The organism is Glycomyces endophyticus, from assembly GCF_039531525.1.
Lineage (GTDB): Bacteria > Actinomycetota > Actinomycetes > Mycobacteriales > Micromonosporaceae > Glycomyces > Glycomyces endophyticus.
Genome location: NZ_BAAAQF010000034.1, coordinates 1 through 17,445 on the forward strand (window position 1 = coordinate 1; position 17,445 = coordinate 17,445).

14 protein-coding genes are annotated in these 17,445 nt (G+C 73.1%); 2 read left to right on the forward strand and 12 right to left on the reverse strand.

Translation table 11 applies throughout. From position 1 onward, the window contains the following. Positions 1-1,210: CoA-binding protein (locus ABD419_RS23875; protein WP_344492285.1), on the reverse strand; the 1,210-nt coding region annotated here is incomplete at its 3' end. A gap of 187 nt (positions 1,211-1,397) precedes the next feature. On the opposite strand from ABD419_RS23875, the gene ABD419_RS23880 reads away from it, so the two are divergent. Then, positions 1,398-2,039 (forward strand): response regulator, encoded by a 642-nt coding sequence (locus ABD419_RS23880; RefSeq protein ID WP_344492288.1) that lies wholly within the window; start codon positions 1,398-1,400, stop codon positions 2,037-2,039. Between the two features lies 1 nt (position 2,040). Here ABD419_RS23880 and ABD419_RS23885 read toward each other — a convergent pair whose 3' ends face one another. From ABD419_RS23885 to ABD419_RS23930, 10 genes are all read right to left on the reverse strand, one after another. Then, positions 2,041-3,264, reverse strand: coding sequence for a GAF domain-containing sensor histidine kinase (locus ABD419_RS23885; protein ID WP_344492291.1), 1,224 nt, complete (start codon positions 3,262-3,264; stop codon positions 2,041-2,043). 100 nt (positions 3,265-3,364) lie between these two features. Then, positions 3,365-4,492, reverse strand: coding sequence for a DUF4185 domain-containing protein (locus tag ABD419_RS23890; RefSeq protein WP_344492294.1), 1,128 nt, complete (start codon positions 4,490-4,492; stop codon positions 3,365-3,367). After that, the gene (locus ABD419_RS23895) at positions 4,489-5,658 is read right to left on the reverse strand and encodes a GDSL-type esterase/lipase family protein (RefSeq protein WP_344492296.1); all 1,170 of its coding nucleotides are present in this window, start codon (positions 5,656-5,658) and stop codon (positions 4,489-4,491) included. Before ABD419_RS23895 ends, ABD419_RS23890 begins: the two co-directional genes overlap by 4 nt. Then, entirely contained in the window at positions 5,655-7,775 is a 2,121-nt protein-coding gene (locus tag ABD419_RS23900; protein WP_344492298.1) for a glucosidase family protein, read from the reverse strand. Before ABD419_RS23900 ends, ABD419_RS23895 begins: the two co-directional genes overlap by 4 nt. A gap of 9 nt (positions 7,776-7,784) precedes the next feature. Beyond that, positions 7,785-8,597, reverse strand: coding sequence for a carbohydrate ABC transporter permease (locus ABD419_RS23905; protein WP_344492301.1), 813 nt, complete (start codon positions 8,595-8,597; stop codon positions 7,785-7,787). A 1-nt stretch (position 8,598) separates the two neighbouring features. Beyond that, positions 8,599-9,501: a carbohydrate ABC transporter permease gene (locus ABD419_RS23910; protein WP_344492304.1), complete on the reverse strand. Its 903-nt coding sequence runs from the start codon at positions 9,499-9,501 to the stop codon at positions 8,599-8,601. A gap of 7 nt (positions 9,502-9,508) precedes the next feature. Further along, positions 9,509-10,771: an ABC transporter substrate-binding protein gene (locus ABD419_RS23915; RefSeq protein ID WP_344492307.1), complete on the reverse strand. Its 1,263-nt coding sequence runs from the start codon at positions 10,769-10,771 to the stop codon at positions 9,509-9,511. A 31-nt stretch (positions 10,772-10,802) separates the two neighbouring features. Continuing rightward, a complete protein-coding gene (locus ABD419_RS23920) occupies positions 10,803-12,626 on the reverse strand; it encodes a class I mannose-6-phosphate isomerase (protein ID WP_344492310.1) in 1,824 nt (607 codons plus the stop codon). Between the two features lie 10 nt (positions 12,627-12,636). After that, positions 12,637-13,518, reverse strand: a complete 882-nt coding sequence (locus tag ABD419_RS23925) for an ROK family protein (protein ID WP_344492313.1) — start codon at positions 13,516-13,518, stop codon at positions 12,637-12,639. A gap of 145 nt (positions 13,519-13,663) precedes the next feature. Beyond that, entirely contained in the window at positions 13,664-14,695 is a 1,032-nt protein-coding gene (locus ABD419_RS23930; protein ID WP_344492315.1) for a LacI family DNA-binding transcriptional regulator, read from the reverse strand. A 166-nt stretch (positions 14,696-14,861) separates the two neighbouring features. On the opposite strand from ABD419_RS23930, the gene ABD419_RS23935 reads away from it, so the two are divergent. Beyond that, complete coding sequence (locus ABD419_RS23935; protein WP_344492318.1) at positions 14,862-16,607, forward strand: glycoside hydrolase family 35 protein; 1,746 nt, start codon at positions 14,862-14,864, stop codon at positions 16,605-16,607. Here the strand turns inward: ABD419_RS23935 and aac(3) are convergent. Further along, on the reverse strand, positions 16,604-17,419 hold the full coding sequence (aac(3), locus tag ABD419_RS23940; RefSeq protein WP_344492321.1) for an aminoglycoside 3-N-acetyltransferase: 816 nt from the start codon (positions 17,417-17,419) through the stop codon (positions 16,604-16,606). The genes ABD419_RS23935 and aac(3) overlap by 4 nt on opposite strands. Positions 17,420-17,445 lie beyond the last annotated feature (26 nt).

Below are 17,445 nucleotides of genomic sequence, written 5' to 3' on the forward strand. Positions count from 1 at the left end.
CCGCCTCGCCGAGCACGCCGATGCGGCGGCCCTGCGGGAGGGGCCGGTCGACCATGACGCGGGCGGTGTCGGCGAGCTGCTCGAAGGTGTCGCAGCGGACGACGCCGGCCTGGGCGAAGAGGTCGTCGATGACGGTGTCGGAGGGGGCGGCCCCGGCGGTGAAGGCGAGTCCGGCGCGGCGGCCGGGCTCGGTGCCGCCGCCTTTGACGACGAGGACCGGTTTGCGGCGGGCGACGGCGCGGGCGACGCGTGCGAAGCGGCCCGGGTCGCCGAACGATTCGGGGTACAGGGCCACGGCGGTGCAGCCGGGGTCGTCGAACCAGTGGGCGAGGAGGTCGTTGACGGACACGTCGGCCCGGTCCCCCAGGGCGGCGAAGGCGTGGAGGCCGAGGCCGGCGCGGGCGGTGTGCGCCAGCGCGGCGGCGGCGACCGCGCTCGACTGGGCGGCGAGGCAGAGGCCGCCGGGCCGGGGCGGTGCGGCGGCGAGGCTGGCCTGGAGGCGGGTCGCGGTGTTGACGACGCCGAAGCTGTCGGGTCCGATCAGGCGGAGGCCGTTGGCGCGGGCGAGGTGGTGGAGGCCTTCTTGGACGATGGCGTCGGGGGCGCGGCCGGGGCCGGCGGCGGCGATGAGGGCGCCGCGGGCGCCGGCGGCGCCGGCCCGTTCGAGGACGTCGGCGGCGGCCGGTGCGGGGACGGCCGCGATGACCAGGTCGACCGGTTCGGCGGGCAGGCGCGGGGAGACGGTGCCGGTGTAGCCGTGGTCGAGGAGGGAGCGCAGGATCGCGGCGGCGGGTCCGGACTCCTCGGTGCCCAGGACGGCGACCGAGGCGGGGTCGAGGAGGGGCGCGAGCGTGGAGCGCTCGGACTCGGGCACGGGTCCGGGGTCGAGCGCCTTGACGCCGGCGTCGGCCGCGGCGGGGGCGAGGTGTTCGAGGAGGAGCGTGCGCAGGCCCCGGCGGCCGTGGCCGGGGGCGACGGCGACGGCCGGCGCGGTCCGCTCGGGCCGGGCGCTCCGGAGGTCGAGGACGGCCGCCGCGACGGGGGCGCCGCCGGACTCGGCGACGGCGGCGACGGCGTCGGGTCCGGTCCAGTGCTCGGGCGGGCCGTCGGGGAAGAGCGCCTCGGCGTCGCCCGGGGCGGGTGGGCGGAGGCGGACGATCCGGCCGTCGGCGTCGAGGACGTCGGCGGTCGGGATCGGGCGAGGGATCATTCACGGCTCCTGGCGAGGGGTTCGGGGTCGGCGCTCACTGTCCACGACGATCCTGCTCCTGGAAGGAGGGACGCGACAGTGCCGAACGACGGGACTCCGCGGGACGTTGGTCCCGTCCGGGTCCCGGGACCAAGGTCCCGGACCGGGCGGACCGGGACGGGCCGCCGCAAGGGCTCATACTCGAAGCATGGACGCGGCGAAGATCAGGGTGTTCCTCCTGGACGACCACGAGGTGGTGCGGCGGGGGCTGTGCGAGCTCCTGGAGCGGGACGGGGACATCGAGGTCGTCGGCGAGGCGTCCGACGTGGCGGAGGCGCTGCGGCGCATCCCCGCGGCCCGGCCGCACGTCGCGGTGGTCGACGCGCGGCTGCCCGACGGGAACGGGGTCGAGGTGTGCCGCAGGGTGCGGGAGGCGGACCCGGCGGTCGCGGTCCTGGTCCTGACCTCCTATGAGGACGACGACACGCTGTTCGCGGCGATCGAGGCGGGCGCGGCCGGGTTCCTGCTGAAGCAGGTGCGCGGCAACGACCTCGTGGAGGCGGTGCGGAAGGTCGCCGCGGGCGGGTCGCTGCTCGACGCGCGGGTGACGGGCGCGGTGCTGGAGCGGCTGCGGTCGGGGCCGCCGAAGACCCCGGAGCTGGACGCGCTCTCGGACCAGGAGCGGCGCATCCTCGAACTCATCGGCGAGGGCCTGACGAACCGGCAGATCGCCGAGCGGATGCACTTGGCGGAGAAGACGGTCAAGAACTACGTGACGCGGGTGCTGGCGAAGCTGGGGCTGGAGCGGCGCACTCAGGCGGCGGTGCTGGCCTCGCGGCTGCTCGGCTGAGCTAGAGCGGGATCGTCCAGTGGAGGCGGGTCCCGGTCGGCACGGCGTCCTCGAACCCGAAGGTCCCGCCGAGGGCCTCGGCGCGCGAGGCGAGGTTGTTCAGGCCGCGGCGCGGGGCCTCGACCGGGATGCCGCGGCCGTCGTCGAGGACGGTGACCGAGAGGGTCTCGTCCTCGGCGGCGACGGTGATGTCGACCCGCTTCGCGTCGGCGTGCCTGGCGGCGTTGCTGAGCGCCTCGCGGAGCATCGCGAGGACTTCGATGTGGACGGACTCGGAGACGGCGCCGTCGACCGGGCCGATGAAGCGGACCTCGGGCATGAAGCCGAGCTGGTGGCGCACGAGCCCGACCAGGCTGCGGACGGCGGCCGACAGCTCCTGGTCGGTGTCGGTGTGGAGGCTGAAGATCGCGGCCCGCAGGTCGCCGATCGCGCCGTCGATCTCGTCGACCGCGGAGTTGATGCGCGCGGCGGCCTCGGACTCGTCGACGAGGTGCACGATGGACTGGAGCTGCAGCCCGGTCGCGAAGAGCCGCTGGATGACCAGGTCGTGGAGGTCGCGGCCGATGCGGTCGCGGTCGCGGAAGACGACCAGGCGCTCCCGCTCGGCCTGGGAGGCGGCGAGTTCGCTGTACAGGCGGGCGTTGTCGATCGCGACGCCCGCGGCCGCGGCGAGGGCCTTGATGAGGGCCTCGTCGTCCTCGGTGAACAGCTCCCCGCCGCGCTTGTCGGTGAGGTAGAGGTTGCCCCAGGCCTTGTCCCCCACCGTGACCGGGACGCCGAGGAACGTGCGCATCGGCGGGTGCCCGGGCGGGAAGCCCACCGAGGCCGGGTGCGAGGAGAGGTCGATGAGGCGCAGCGGCTCGGGGTGGTCGATGATGTGGCCGAGGATGCCGCGCCCGGCGGGCGGGTCGCCGAGGGCGGTGATCTCCGCGAGGCTCAGGCCCTGGGTGCGGAAGTCGGCGAGGCCGCCGGCGTCGTCGAGGACGCCCATCGCGCCGTACCGGGCGTCGACGAGTTTCAAGGCGGCGGCGACGATCCGGTCGAGGATCGCGGCCAGCTCCAGGTCGGAGCTGATGCTGATGACCGCGTCGAGCAGGGCGCGGAGACGCTCGCGGTCCATGACGATCTCGTCGACCCGCGAGGCGAGCTCGCTCAGCAGCCGGTCGATCGGGGTCCGCGGCTCGGGGGAGCCGAGCCCGCGGGGTCCGGGCGTCGTCGCTGACATCGCTCGATCGTAACGAGTCCCGAAGGGGGCGAGGGTGCCGCCCGCCCTCGGGCGTTCGGAGGAGGGCCGCCCGGGGGTCGCCCGGGCGGCCCTGCGCCGCTCAGCGGCGCCGGCCCGGGATCCGGACGTCGACGTCGATGTAGCGGGGGCGGTACAGGTGCGCGTCGGCGTACAGGTCGTCGCCGACGAAGCTGTTCACGTTGTAGGTGATCAGCAGGGTGTCGCCGTCGCCGAGGTGCGGGTGGGCCTTGGCGTTGTAGGTGAACACGTTCCCGCCGGTCTCGGGGGTCTCGTACAGGACGGTCTTGTCCGTGTACGGGCCCGCGAGGTCGTCGCTGCGGTACATGACGATCTTGGCGCTCAGCGGCTCCGTGGCGTCACCGGTGACCAGCGTGAACCGGCCCTGGTAGCGCTGGACGCTGAACTCGTTGGAGACGCCTTCGAGGATGCGGGTGGAGGCGTCGGGGTCGGCCGACCAGGCACCGTCGGCGTAGTACTCCCAGGGCCCGCTCGCGAGCGAGCCGGAGGGGACGCGGGCGAGGTGGGCGAACTTCTGCGCCTGGTTGTCCTCGACACCGAACACGTAGGTGTGGCCGTCCTGCGGGTCCTCGTAGATCGCCGAGCCCCAGTTCACCGTGGACTCGGGGAGGTCGGTGATCGCGGTGAGGCTCATGTCGTCGGTGTCGAAGCTGGCGACGGCGTTGCCCGCGAAGGCGAAGTCGAACACGCCGGTGCCGGTCTTGACGAACTCCAGGAGCATCACCTGGAGGGTGTCGCCCTCCACGGTGCCGTCGCCGAACCAGTACCAGTTCTGGTGCTCGTCGCCGCCGGGGACCTTGACGAGGGACTCGGGGGCGGCCTCGGTGCCGCCGGTGACGGTGGTGAGGTCGCCGCTGTCGTCGACGGCACTGGCGTCGACGATGATCGAGTTGTGGAGGAACGGCGAGTCGATCGGCCGGCTGAGGTCGTCGTTCACCTCGCCCATGAAGGTGTCGGAGTACAGCCACGCGGTGGAGCCGTCGGGCAGCGGGACGCTGTAGGCGGAGTCGGCGCCGGTCCAGCGGCCGGCGGTGTCGCCGTAGGTCCCGAAGCGCTCGGTGAGCTCCTCGTTGACGCTCGCGGACACCTGGGGCTCGCAGGCGGTCGCGGCCTGCGCGGCGGTCGGGACGGCGGCCACCGCGAGTCCGGTGAGGACGATGGCGGCCACTGTGGTCGGTCGGTTGGTCATGTACTGCTCCTTTGCAGTTCAGGGGTGAATTCGGCCAGGACGCGGTCGGCGAACCTGGTGCCGATGAGGCGCTGGACGTCGGGGCCGGGGTGGAGGTTGTCCGGGAGCGGCGCGGACGCGGCGTCCTCTCCGCTGTACAGGGACAGGCCGTCGAGGTGGTGGAGGCGGTGGTCGTCGTCCTGGCGGCGGTCCACGATGGCGGCGAGCTCGGCGCGGATCGCCTGGAGCGACAGGTGTCCGGCGAGCACGTCGGCCTCGGTGCCCCCGGCGATCGACCACTCCTCGGCGCGGTCGGGGTCCTGGACCGTGGGTCCGGCCTTGGCCTCGACCGGTTCGCACCAGATCGGGGAGACGAGGACGATCGGGGTCTCGGGGTGGCCGTCTCGGATCGTGTCGAGGAAGCCGTCGACGGCGGGCCGGAAGGCGCGCACGCGCATGACGTCGCCGTTGACGAGGTTGATGCCGATCTTCAGGGTGATGAGGTCGGCGGGGGTGTCGCGGATGGTCCTGGCGGTGAACGGGTCGAGCATCGCGTTGCCGCTGAACGCGAGGTTGGTGAGGTCGGCGCCGGCGCGCAGGGCCGCGACGGCGGGCCAGGTGCCGGTGGTGGTCTCGGCGCGGTAGCCGTGGCTGATGCTGGAGCCGTGGTGGACCCAGCGGAGCGCGCCGGTGTCCGGTCGGGCCGCGACGGGGGCGTCGGCGCGGAGTCCGAGGAGCTCCACGGCGTCGTGGTAGGGCAGCCAGAGTTCGAGGTCGCGTTCGCGGCCGCGGGCGAGGCCCGTGAAGCGGACCGTCGCGTCGGGGCCGGGCACGATCTCGCCCTCGGGCCGTTCGAAGGTGAACACGAAGCGGGACCCCGCGACCGCGGTCGCGGCGGCCGTGACGGCGCCGTCCTCGGTGAGCTCGTACACGCTCGGCGGGAACGGCGTCTCGGCGTCGGCGGCGATGCGGCGGGCCTGGACGTCGAGTTCGACCGTGTCGGCGGCGGTGCGGATCGCCAGGCGCACGCCGGTGCTCTCGGCGCTGGTCTGCACCATGAACCGGTCGGGGATCTGGCGGCGGGCCCAGCGCGGCAGGCGGTGCGGGAGCAGGCCGCGGCCGGTCGCCTCCAGCTCCACCGCGCCGCGCACCATCGCCGGGTCGATCGCGATGCGCTGCAGCGTCATCCGGCGTCGACCACCGAGCCGTCGGCGTGCACGTCCACGAGCCGGTCCCCCACGCGCAGGCCGCGCAGGACCGCGTCGGGGTCGAGGCCGGCGACGCACGCCCCCGCCGTGCCGAGGTCGGCGGAGCCGACCTTCGGGTCCACGCCGAAGAACGACTCGATCACCAGGGCCACGTACGCTCCGGCGGAGGAGCACGCCCAGTCGATGATGTACGGCAGCTGCGGCGGGGCCTTGCGGGCGCCGCCGTTGACCGCGGGCATCGCCTCCTCGGTGAAGTGGGCCTGGCCGGGCGGGCCCTGGTTGGCCGAGCGGGCGAGCCCGGGGACCCAGTCGAGCGCGGCCTGCGGCTCGCCGAGGGCGACCAGGGAGCGGGCGGCGTCGGCGGGCCACGCCGGGTACGCGCCGTTCCACTGGTGGTCGGGGCGGGGGCTGAAGCTCGCGTCGGGGTCCCACGGGGACAGCGAGCGGAGCCAGACGTCGGTCCGCAGCTCGCGTTCGAAGAACGCGGTCATCTCGCGGCGGGTCGCCTCGTCGAGGTCGCCCGCGATGGTGGTGCCCACCACCGAGAAGTCGTAGACGTGGCGCACCGGAACGCGGGTGCCGTCGGGCTGGCGGGCGGCGAAGTGGCCGCTGCCGCTGACGTAGAGGTCGGCGACCTCCTTGACGAGCGCGTCGGCCTCGGCGTCGAGGGCCGCCGCGCCGTCGGCGTCGCCCCGGGCCGTGAGGATCTCGGCGACGGTGCGCAGGTTCCACACGTTGGCGGCGTTCAGGCTCGCGACCTCGTGGGTGTAGGAGCTGACGCATTCGAGGAGGTTGTCGATCTCGCCGTAGTCGGCGAGCGGCGAGCCCCCGCGCAGGTCCTGCCAGGCGCGGGCCCAGTCGCGCAGGTGCTCGGTCACCGTCCGCCCGCCGGGCGAGGCGTCCAGGAGCGCGGTGTCGCCGGTGAAGCGGAGGTAGTCGTGGACCAGGCGGGTCATCGCGTAGTCGTTGACGGAGTACCAGCGCCCCACGGGCCCGCCGGTGAGCGAGGAGGTCCCGAAGTGCGTGTGGATGTCGGAGGCGATCCAGTGCTCGACCTGGCGGCGCATGACGGCCGGGTCGAGGAGGGCGTGGGTGAGGGAGCTGAGGCTGTAGTCCCAGATGAAGGTGGTGGTGGCCCAGTAGTTCGGCATGAGCGTGTCGTAGCTGCGGCCCAGGACGTTGCCGGGGAAGTCGCGGCGGAACCAGATCGTGCCGAGCACGCCCCACCAGTAGAGGCGCCGCAGCGGCTCGGAGGCGGTCTCCAGGACCGGCAGGTGGCCGGAGAACTCGGTGTTGCCGGGGGTGAAGGCCGCTTCGAGCTGGTGGTCCCAGAACGCCTCGGCGCCCGCGACGGCCCCGGGGACGTCGGCGGCGATGCGCTCGAACGCTTGGGCCGCTTCGGCTTCGGTGGCGCCGACGGCGTGGACGTACCCGAACCGGGCGGTGGCGCCGGGGGCGACGTCGAGGCTGACGGTGATCTCGCCGCCGCGCTCGATGCCGCCGATGCCGACCTCGTGCTCGCCCGCGGAGGGCGCGATCCCGGAGAGGCGGACTTCGGCGTCCGTGTCGACGCCCTGGACGCTCCAGGCGGTGCCCGCGCCGTTGCGGAAGACCAGGCGGTCGGGTCCGGCGGCGGCGCGGTTGCGCTCCTCGGGGGCGACGGCGTCGAGCCACGCCTCCGCCGAGCGGGCGGCGCCCGCCGCGAGGGAGAGCGTCACGGCGACCGTGCGGGCCGCGTCGCCGGTGTTGGTGGCGGCCACGTCGATCGCGACGCCGGCCTCCCCCGGGGCGCAGACGGTGACGGTGGCCAGGTCCAGGCCCGGGAGGGACACCGAGCGGCGGACCCGGTCGGGACGCCACTCGTGGGTGATCGGGGCGCCGTACGACTCCACCAGGCGTCCGTCCACGAAGGACGCGGCGGTCCGGGTGAGGCCCTGGGAGACCGGCGGGAACGTGACGGCGGTGAGCGCGGTCAGGTCGTGGTCGACCCGCACGGTGCCGAGGAGGTTCGTCAGCCCGCTGGGCGCGATCATGTCGTCGTAGTGGTGCGTGACCGGGTCGGCGGCCAGGTCGTCCACCGTCGGGATATGGCGCATGGAGGACTCCTAGTACTGCCCGAGCGCGAGGCCGCGGGCGAAGAACTTCTGCGTGAACAGGAACAGGATCACCGTGGGCAGCGAGACGAGCAGGCCGCCGGCGAGGACGGTCGACATCTGCGCGCCGCCGTAGGTGCTCTGCATCCCCGCGAGGCTGGTCACGATGGGCCGCACCGTGTCCGACTGGCTGAGCACCAGGCCGAGCAGGAAGTCGTTCCAGATGAACGTGGCCTGGAGGATGAAGACCGCCACCAGCGCGCTGGAGGCCATCGGCAGGTAGACGCGGGCGAAGATCCGCCAGGTCGAGGCGCCGTCGATGACGGCGGCCTCGAACACGTTGTGCGCGATGCCGCTGAAGAAGTTGCGCATCACGAACGCGGAGAACGGGATGGAGATCGCCGTGTACACGATGATCATGCCGCCCTGCGTGTCGAACAGCCCGGTGCGCGAGTACGCGTCGAACAGCGGCAGCAGGATCATCTGGAGCGGGAACACGGTGCCGCCGAAGATGGCGACGAACCACGCGAACCCGTGCCGCAGGCGCAGCGCCACGATCGCGAACCCGGCGGCGGCGCCGACGACGACGGCGATCGCGGGCGCCACGACCGCGTAGAGGAGGGTGCTGGCGGCGCTCTCGGCGAGGCCGGAGAGCCGCAGCGCCTCGGCGATGTTCCCGAACAGCGCGAAGTCGGTGGGGATCCACGACTCCTTGGTCGTGAACGTCTCCGGGGACTTCGCGGCGTTGACCAGCAGCAGGTACACCGGGAGGAGCCAGATCAGGCCGAGGACGGCGAGGACGGCGGTGCGGATGATGCGAGACATGTCAGACCCCGTGCTTGCTCGACAGCTGCTGGCGCAGGTAGAGGATGGAGGCGATGAGCGTGACCACGGTCAGGAACACCGCGATCGCCGAGCCCAGGCCGTACTCGCTGTTCACGAAGGTCTCCTTGTACATCGTCAGCGCGAGCGTCTCGGAGTCGCGCCCCGGACCGCCCTTGGTCATGCCCTGCACGATGTCGAAGGTCTTCAGCGAGGCGACGATCGAGAGGCCGACCACGACCGCGGTCAGCGGCCGCAGCATCGGCCACAGGATGCTGCGGAACAGCCGCAGCCCGTTGGCGCCGTCCATCCGCGCCGCTTCGAGCGGCTCGCGCGGGATCGACTGGAGGCCGATCGTGAACAGGAGGGCGTTCACGCCGACGCCCTGCCACGCGGTCGCGAGGATCATCACGACCGTGTTGAGCGGGGCGTCGACGAGCCAGCGCGGGGTGTCGGCGATCCCGAAGGCGGCCAGCGCCTGGTCGAGGGCGCCGTCGCCGGAGAGGATGAACGACCAGATGACGCCGACGCCGATCCCCGAGAGCGCGTACGGGATGAGGAACGGGAGGCGGAGCCAGGTGCCGCCCTTGAGGTTCCAGGTCAGGAGGGCGACCCCCAGCCCGATGCCCACGGGGACGAGGAGGGTCCCGCCGACCCACAGCAGCGTGTTGAGCACGGAGCCGATGAAGCCGGGGTCGTCGAACATCTCGACGTAGTTCTCCAGGCCGATCCACTCGGGATCGCCCAGGCCGTTGTACTCGGTGAGGCTGAGGAACGTGGTCCACAGCAGCGGCAGGTACAGCAGCACCGCCACCAGGAGCACGCCGGGCGCGATGAACCCCAGGGCGGACCAGCGGTACTGGTCGTTCCGGCGCAGGGCCTTCGGGCTGAGGGTCTTGTCGGTCATGCGGGTGCTACTCCTGGTCTGCCCAGTAGTCGTCGGCCTCGGCCTGGATGGCCTCCAGGAACGGGAGCGGGTCCGACGGGTTGGCGATGAAGGCGCCGAACTGCTCGAGCGCGACGGTGAGGATCGGCGTGGGCGTGGCCTCGTAGTAGCGGTCGTAGAGTTCGTAGCCGTCGCCGGAGACGGTGGTGCCGAGCTCTTCGAGCATCGGGTCGGCGACGGTGGCCTGCGGGTTGAACGCGACGTCGCCGCGGGCGGCGCTCCAGGCGGTCTGGGCCTCGGGCGACATCCACCACTCGGAGTAGGCGAGGCCGAGGCTCTTCTGGCTGGAGTTCTCGGCGACGCAGAGCGGGCCGGACTCGACGGCGACGGGCGTGTTCTCGAGGGCGCCGTTCACGGCGGGGATGACGAACATGTCGTAGTCCTCGCCGGAGACCATGCCGGCGCCGTCGAGGGAGCCGTTGAAGAACGACCCGAAGTTGATCATCGCGTAGTCGCCCTGCTTGAGGCCGACGGCGGGGTCGACGGTGGAGCCGGCGTCGGAGAACCAGCCGGCCTCCTCCTGGTCGAGCCAGGTGTTCATGATGTCGACGATCTCGGGGTCGGTGTACTTGACCTCGCCCGTGGCGAGCCCGTTGTAGAGCTCGGGGTCGGTGCCGGCGACGAGCTGCTGGAACCACTGGAACGTGAACAGCGTGCTGGTCTGGTAGTACGGCGTGATGCCGGCGTCGGAGAGCTGCGCGGCGGCGGCGTCGAGTTCGGCCCAGGTGGTGGGCTCGGCGATGCCCTGCTCGTCGAAGATCGCCTTGTTGTAGTACATGACCCAGTAGGCGATGTTCATCGGCACGCAGTACTGCTCGCCGTCGACGGTGTAGGAGTCGCGCAGGTCGGGCGAGACCCAGCCTTCGTCGACGGCCTTGGTCCAGATGTCGGTGGTCGAGGCGATGAGGTCCTCGTCGACGAGCTCGGTGAGCGAGGGCCCGGTCTGCCAGGTGAACAGGCCGGGGCTCTTGTCGGTGCGGAAGGACTGCTTGATGAACGCGTCGTACTGGGCGGCGTCGGAGTACCCGGTGGTGTTCAGGGTGATGTCGGCGCCGGACTCGCTGGTGGCGTTGAGCTCGTCGAAGTCGGGCTCCCAGGCGGCCTTGTTGGTGTAGAAGTCGAGGGTGCCGGTGGTGGCGCCGTCGTCTTCCGCGCCGCCGCCGCAGGAGGCGAGCACCAGGCTCGCCGCGGCGGCGGCCGCGATGGTGAGGGGGATCCTCGGGGATCTCATGTCGAACTCCTTTGTTCTCAAGGGGTGCGGGCTACGCCTCGCCGATGCGGGTGCCGCGGACGGAGGCCTTGACGGTGCCGAACCGCTCGCTGCGGGAGCGTGCGGTGCGGCGGATGACGTAGGGGCCCACGGCGGCCGGGACGATGAAGGTCTCGGCGTAGTGGACGGTGTAGGGCGCGAACGCGCCGGTGGGCGAGGCGACTTCGACTTCGTCGCCTTCGACGAGGTTGAGGACGTTGACGGTGCCCTCGGTGTCGTGCGCGGCCTCGTCGTCGAACCAGTGGCGGCGGACCTCGATGAACTCGAGTTCGTGGAGGCCGGTGCGCTCCTCGACGTCGTCGCCGGCGGCGGCGACGGTCTCGACCCGGTTGACGAGGTTGGCCTCGGTCCAGGCGGTGTCCCTGTCCCACACGAGGTTGCGTTCGCCGTGGTCGAGGTGGACGGGACGGGGGACGCCGTCGAGGCCGACGCGGCCCCAGTCCCAGAGTTTGAAGGTGAAGATGAACGGGGTCGCGGAGATCTCCAGGACCATCGAGTTCGCGCCGGAGGAGTGGATGGTGCCGGCGGGGATGAGGAAGTGGTCGTGCTTCTTGGCGGGGAACGCGTTGACGTACTTCTCGGCGGGGAAGGGGCGCTCGCCGGTCTCGGCGGTGCGGAGGTCCTCGAGCATGGCGTCGCGGTCGACGCCGTCCTTGACGCCGAGGTAGACGACGGCGTCGTCGCCGGCGTCGAGCATGTAGTACGACTCGTCCTGCGTGTAGTGCATGCCGAAGGTCTGCTGGATGTAGTCGGTGAGCGGGTGGACCTGGAGGGAGAGGTTGCCGCCGCCCATGGTGTCGAGGAAGTCGAAGCGGATGGGGAACTCGGCGCCGAAGCGCGCGTAGGTCCGCGTCCCGAGGAGGGCCTCGGGCTGGGTGAACACCAGGTCGAGGGAGGGGATCTCGACGATCGCGCCGTCGGCGTCCTCCAGGAGGAGGGAGTTCTCCTCCGGGACGCAGTCGAAGCACCAGGCGTAGTTCGGCTGCGCGGGGTCGAGGTCGAGCTTCTCCTTCATCCACTGCCCGCCCCACACGCCGGGGTCGAAGAACGGGACGACGCGGAAGGGGGCGCGGGCGGCGTTCGCGACGGCGGTGCGGAAGGCGTCGCCGGCGACCATCCCTGCGGGGCGGCCGGTGGGGGCGGCGGCGCCGATCGCGTTGGCGTCCAGGACGAAGTCGACGCGGTCGAACAGGGTCCGCTTGTGGCGGTCGGCGGCGCGCCATTCGACGAAGAAGCCGCGCTTGTACTTGCGGAGGCGGTCCTCGCCGGGGTTGCCGGCGCGCCAGTTGGTGGCGCCGTCGCGCTGGCGGAGCTGGATCTCCCAGCGGGCCATGTCGGCGAGGACGAGCGCGTAGGGGGCGCCGGTGCGGCGGGCGACGAGGTCGGCGCCCCAGCCGAGGAGGACGACGGGGCGGTCGTCGCCGTCGGCCTCGACGGCGAGCTTGTCGAGGCGCTCGGTGTCGTAGAAGGCGTCGACGTTCGCGTGGGAGAGGACGCCGAAGACGCGGTCGCCGGTGAGGTTGTCGGCGATGCGGGCGTCGATGACCTCGGTGGGGAGGGCGGCGGCGTCCTCGACGTCGACGATGGTCCAGTCGGGGAGGGCGGCGGCGATGTCCGCGGCGAGGAGCGGGAGGTCGGCGCCGGGGTAGGCGTCGACGACGAGGAGCGGGGCGCGGCCGGCGGCGCGCTCGGTCGCGGTCGCGGCGGCGGCGCTCCAGGCCGCGGCGCCGGTGAGGACGCGGGCGTGGGCCGGGAGCGGCACGGTCGGCTGCTTCTCGTAGCGGCCGATCGGTTCGGACGGGCTGGCGGTTGGCACGTGCGCTCCTTCAGGAATGGGCTCCGGCGGCGAGGACGGCGAGTCCTCGGAGCACGGAGAGGTCGGGTCGGTCGGGGACGGTGAAGGAGGGGCGGTGCGAGCTGGTCCACAGGTGCTCGCGGACGTAGGCCTCGACGGGGGCGGCGACGGCGTCGCCGGCGCGCATGATGCCGCCGGAGAGGACGACGACGTCGGGGTCGTAGGCGTGGCAGAGGGAGACGGCGGTGGCGCCCCAGGCGCGGACGGCGCGGTCGCGGACCGCGGCGGCCGCGGTGTCGCCGGCCGCGGCGGCGGCGAACATCTCGCGGACGTCGGCGACGGCGTCGCCGCGGGCGGCGAGGTCGCGCCGGATGGCCCAGGCCCCGGCGATCGACTCGGCGCAGCCGGTGTTGCCGCAGTTGCAGAGCGGGGCGTCGAGGTCGACGGTGAGGTGGCCGCCGAGGATGCCGGCGTGGTCGTGGGCGCCGCGCAGGACGGTGCCGCCCATGACGGCCGCGGTGCCGATGCCGGTGCCGAGGGTCATGAGGACGGCGTCGCGGGCGCCGGCGGCGGAGCCGGTGGTGATCTCGCCGACGAGGGCGGCGCGGGCGTCGTTCTCGACGACCGCGGGGAGGCCGAACGCGTCGCGGGCCCAGGCGGTGAGGTCGAGGCCGTCGAGGCGCGGGTGCTTGTCGTGGGCCTTGACCATGCGCCCGGCGGCGCGGTCGACGACGCCGGGGACGGCGATGCCGGCGGCGGTCGGGGCGAGGTCGACGGCCAGCGCGGCGGCCTCGGCCGCGGCGGCTTCGAGGTCGCCCTCGCCGACGGGGACGACGGCGGTGCGGAGGGGCGCGCCCCGGTCGACGACGCCGAGTTTGATCTCGGAGCCGCCGAAGTCGATGCAGAGCTCCATCGCTCGTGTGCCTCCTCGTGCGCGGACTGGTCGGGGGGCCGTGAGACGGCCTCGCGGTTGGTAACGTTACCAACATAGCGCGGCGGATTGCAACCCGGTCGGACGCCGAGGTCGGCGTGTCGCGGCCCGCGGCCGTGACCTGCGGCTACGCGGCCGGGCTCAGGGGGAATTCGATGGAGACGGGCAGCTCGACCGTGCGCGCGGCGTCGTCGGCGGAGCCGTCGAGGCGCGAGAACAGGAGCGTGGCGGCCTCGCGGCCGAGGAGGCGCGCGTCGTGGTCGATGACGGTGACCGGGACGGGCATGAGCTCGGAGAGCTCGAAGTCGTCGAAGCTGACGAGGGCCGGGCGGGGCCCGGGGACGCCGTCGCGGATGCGCCGCCCGATCTCGCGCATCGCGCCGATCGTGTTGCGGTTGTTGGCGCTGAAGATCGCCGTCGGCGGCGCGTCGAGGTCGAGCATGGCCCTGGCGGCCCGGCTCGCGGCGTCCACGTCCTGCTGGTCGCGGGCGACGACCGCCGGGTCGACGACCGCGCCCCGCTCGGTCATGGCCTGCTCGTAGCCCCGGTAGCGGCGCTCGCCGGTGAAGACCGAGCTGCGGTTGCCGAGGAAGCCGATGCGGGTGTGGCCGGCGTCGAGGAGCGAGACGGTGCCGCGGTAGGCGCCGCCGACGTCGTCGAGGAGGACGGTGTCGACGTCGAGGCCCGGGACGCGGCGGGAGGCGAGCACCAGCGGCACTTCGCCGAGGCGCTCGGGCCGCAGGTGGGCGGCGTCGCCGCTGGTGGGGACCAGGATGAGGCCGTCGACCTGGCGGCCGATGAAGTCGCTGACGAGCTGACGCTCGCGCGCGTCGTCCTCGCCGGTGTTGCCGAGGATGATCCGGCGGCCGTGCTCGGCGGCGACCTCCTCGACACCGAGCGCGAAGTTCCCGTAGTACGGGTTGGCGAGGTTGGTGATCGCGACGCCGATGAGGCCGCTGGGCTGGCCCGGGCGCAGGCTGCGGGCGTTCTCGTTGCGGTAGTAGCCGAGTTCCCGGACGGCCGCCATGACGCGCTCCTGCACGTCGGGCCGCACGTTCCGGCCCCCGGCGAGCGTGCGGGAGACCGTCATCGGACTGACTCCGGCGCGGCTCGCGACCTCTTTGATGGTCGGCTGCCGCGCTCCTCGAACCGTCGACATGCCCGCCCTTTCGCGTGTGGTGCGTTGATCCTATGCGAACCGCGGGGCGGGCGGCGGCCCCCCGGAAGGGGGCTATCTCACCGGGCGAGGGGCGGCCCGGCGCGGACGGGCACGGGGCGGGTACTTTTTCCAATGGACATAAATACCCTGAACGAAGGACCAGCGCATGAGCCGCTTCGCGATCGGCGAGCACGACTTCCTGCTCGACGGCGAGCCCCGCCGCGTGCTCTCGGGCGCGATCCACTACTTCCGCGTCCACCCCGACCACTGGACCGACCGCATCCGCAAGGCGCGGCTCATGGGCCTGAACACCGTCGAGACCTACGTGCCGTGGAACCTCCACGCGCCCCGGCCCGGCGCGTGGACCGAGGAGGGCCGGCTCGACCTGCGCCGGTTCCTGGAGGCGGTCGCCGCCGAGGGCATGCACGCGATCGTGCGCCCCGGCCCCTACATCTGCGCCGAGTTCGACAACGGCGGCCTCCCCACCTGGCTGTTCGCCGACCCCGAGGTCGGCGTGCGCCGCGGCGAGCCGCGGTTCCTGGCCGCCATCGAGGCGTACCTCGAGCGCGTGTGCGCGATCGTGGCCCCGCTCCAGGTCGACGCGGGCGGGCCCGTGATCCTCATGCAGGTCGAGAACGAGTACGGCGCCTACGGGGACGACACGGCGTACCTGGAGACGCTCACGGCCATGTTCCGCGGCAGCGGCATCACCGTCCCGTTGACCACTGTGGACCAGCCGGAGCCGTGGATGCTCAAGCGCGGCTCCGCCCCCGGGCTCCACATGACCGCGTCCTTCGGGTCCCGCTCCGACGCGCGCCTGGACGTCCTGCGCGAGCACCAGCCCACCGGGCCGCTCATGTCCTCGGAGTACTGGGACGGCTGGTTCGACTCGTGGGGCACCCACCACCACACGACCAAGGCCGACGAGGCGGCCGCCGACCTGGACGTGCTCCTGGGCCGCGGCGCCTCGGTGAACCTCTACATGTTCCACGGCGGCACCAACTTCGGACTCACCAGCGGCGCCAACGACAAGGGCACGTACATGCCCATCACCACCAGCTACGACTACGACGCGCCGCTGGACGAGGCGGGCCGCCCGACCGCGAAGTACTGGGCGTTCCGCGAGGTCCTGGGCCGCTACACCGAACTGCCCGAGGAGGTCCCCGACCCGGCCGCGCCCGCGCCGACCGGCGAGGCCCCGCTGCGGCGGGCCGGCGGGTTCCTCGACGCGCTGCGGACCGTGGAGGCGACCGAGACCGAGGCGGTGCCCTCGTTCGCCGAGGCCCGCCACGACGCGGCGTTCCTGCTCCACGAGAAGCGGTTCCGGAGCGAGGGCGGCGTCCTGGCGATCGGCGAGGTGCGCGACCGGGTCCACGTGGTCGTCGACGGCGTCGGCGTCGGCGTGCTCTCGCGCGAGCTCCACCAGCGCGCGCTCGCGATCCCGGCCGTGCGGGAGCGGCTGACGCTCCTGGTCGAGAACCAGGGCCGCGTCAACTACGGGCCGCGCCTGGGCGAGGACAAGGGCCTCATCGGCGGCGTCCGCCTCGACGGGCGGGACCTGGCCGGGTGGACGACCCGGGCGGTCGGCGAGGGCGACCTGCTCCCCCTCGCCGGCGACGCGGCCGAGGCGGGCCCGGCACTCCCGGGCCTGGGGTTCGCGCGCGCCGAGTTCACGGCCGAGGACGCCGCGGACCGGTTCCTCGACACCGCCGCGCTCGGCAAGGGCATCGCCTGGATCAACGGGTTCTGCCTGGGCCGCTACTGGTCCCGGGGCCCGCAGCGCACGCTGTACGTGCCGGGCCCCGTGCTGCGGCCCGGCCTGAACGAGGCGGTGCTCCTCGAACTCGACGGCGCGCCCGAGGCGGTCCTGCGCTTCGTCGCCGCGCCGGACCTCGGCCCGCTGGAGTTCTAGCCCCCGTACCGCTCCTCCATCCAGGCGACGGCGAACGGGACGACGCCCGCGGCGTCCACGAGCACGCCGTCGGCGTGCCCGACGGCGCCGCGGCGGCCCGCGCCGGTGGCGAGGTAGTCCTCGACGATCCGCGCGAAGTAGTCCTCGGGCGGCCCGGCGACGACCGGGCTCCCGGTGTCGAACTCCTCGACCGTGCGCCACTCCGTGCCGTTCGCGGTCGCGAACGGGTACTCGATGTTGATGCGGCGCTTGCGAGGCAGGTCGGCGAGGTGCTCGGCGTGGTGGAGGAGCGTCATGGTGTCCAGCGGCGCGCCGACCATGAGCACCTTGCCGCCCGCGGCCACGAGCCGCGCGAACGGGGAGTCCTCGCCGTACCCGTAGTCGAGCGGGTGCCCGGCGGTGAACGCCTCGGCGCGGGCGCCGAGCGCCGCGACGGCGGCGCCGGGGTTGCCGCTGCGGCGCACGCCGGGGCGGGTGCCGACGGTGGCGGCGAGGAGGCCGATGTACCTGGCGGACCGGGCGGTCGCCGGGTCGTAGGGCGGCACGTGGTCGCGGAGCTGCTCGAAGACGCGGCCCTCCTCGTCCCAGACGTCGGCGCCGACCTCCCAGTCCTGGTAGCTCAGCAGCGTGCCGCCGGGGCCGACCGCGTCGAGCACCGCGTCGACGAGCGCGTCGGGCCCGCCGATCACGGTGCCGACCGTGCTGAAGGCGGCGTGCGCCATGACGGCGTCGCCGTCCGCGAGACCGAGCCGGCGCAGGTCGCCGGCCAGCCGCGCCCGCGTCACCGCGGCGTTCTTCGGAGGGTTGCCCATGGCCTGATTCTCACCGATGGGGTCGG

Excerpts from the sequence above, each read along its gene's own strand:
- ABD419_RS23880 (WP_344492288.1), top strand. The coding sequence starts at position 1,398 with ATGGACGCGGCGAAGATCAGGGTGTTCCTCCTGGACGACCACGAGGTG.
- ABD419_RS23885 (WP_344492291.1), bottom strand. The coding sequence starts at position 3,264 with ATGTCAGCGACGACGCCCGGACCCCGCGGGCTCGGCTCCCCCGAGCCG.
- ABD419_RS23890 (WP_344492294.1), bottom strand. The coding sequence starts at position 4,492 with ATGACCAACCGACCGACCACAGTGGCCGCCATCGTCCTCACCGGACTC.
- ABD419_RS23895 (WP_344492296.1), bottom strand. The coding sequence starts at position 5,658 with ATGACGCTGCAGCGCATCGCGATCGACCCGGCGATGGTGCGCGGCGCG.
- ABD419_RS23900 (WP_344492298.1), bottom strand. The coding sequence starts at position 7,775 with ATGCGCCATATCCCGACGGTGGACGACCTGGCCGCCGACCCGGTCACG.
- ABD419_RS23905 (WP_344492301.1), bottom strand. The coding sequence starts at position 8,597 with ATGTCTCGCATCATCCGCACCGCCGTCCTCGCCGTCCTCGGCCTGATC.
- ABD419_RS23910 (WP_344492304.1), bottom strand. The coding sequence starts at position 9,501 with ATGACCGACAAGACCCTCAGCCCGAAGGCCCTGCGCCGGAACGACCAG.
- ABD419_RS23915 (WP_344492307.1), bottom strand. The coding sequence starts at position 10,771 with ATGAGATCCCCGAGGATCCCCCTCACCATCGCGGCCGCCGCCGCGGCG.
- ABD419_RS23925 (WP_344492313.1), bottom strand. The coding sequence starts at position 13,518 with ATGGAGCTCTGCATCGACTTCGGCGGCTCCGAGATCAAACTCGGCGTC.
- ABD419_RS23930 (WP_344492315.1), bottom strand. The coding sequence starts at position 14,695 with ATGTCGACGGTTCGAGGAGCGCGGCAGCCGACCATCAAAGAGGTCGCG.
- ABD419_RS23935 (WP_344492318.1), top strand. The coding sequence starts at position 14,862 with ATGAGCCGCTTCGCGATCGGCGAGCACGACTTCCTGCTCGACGGCGAG.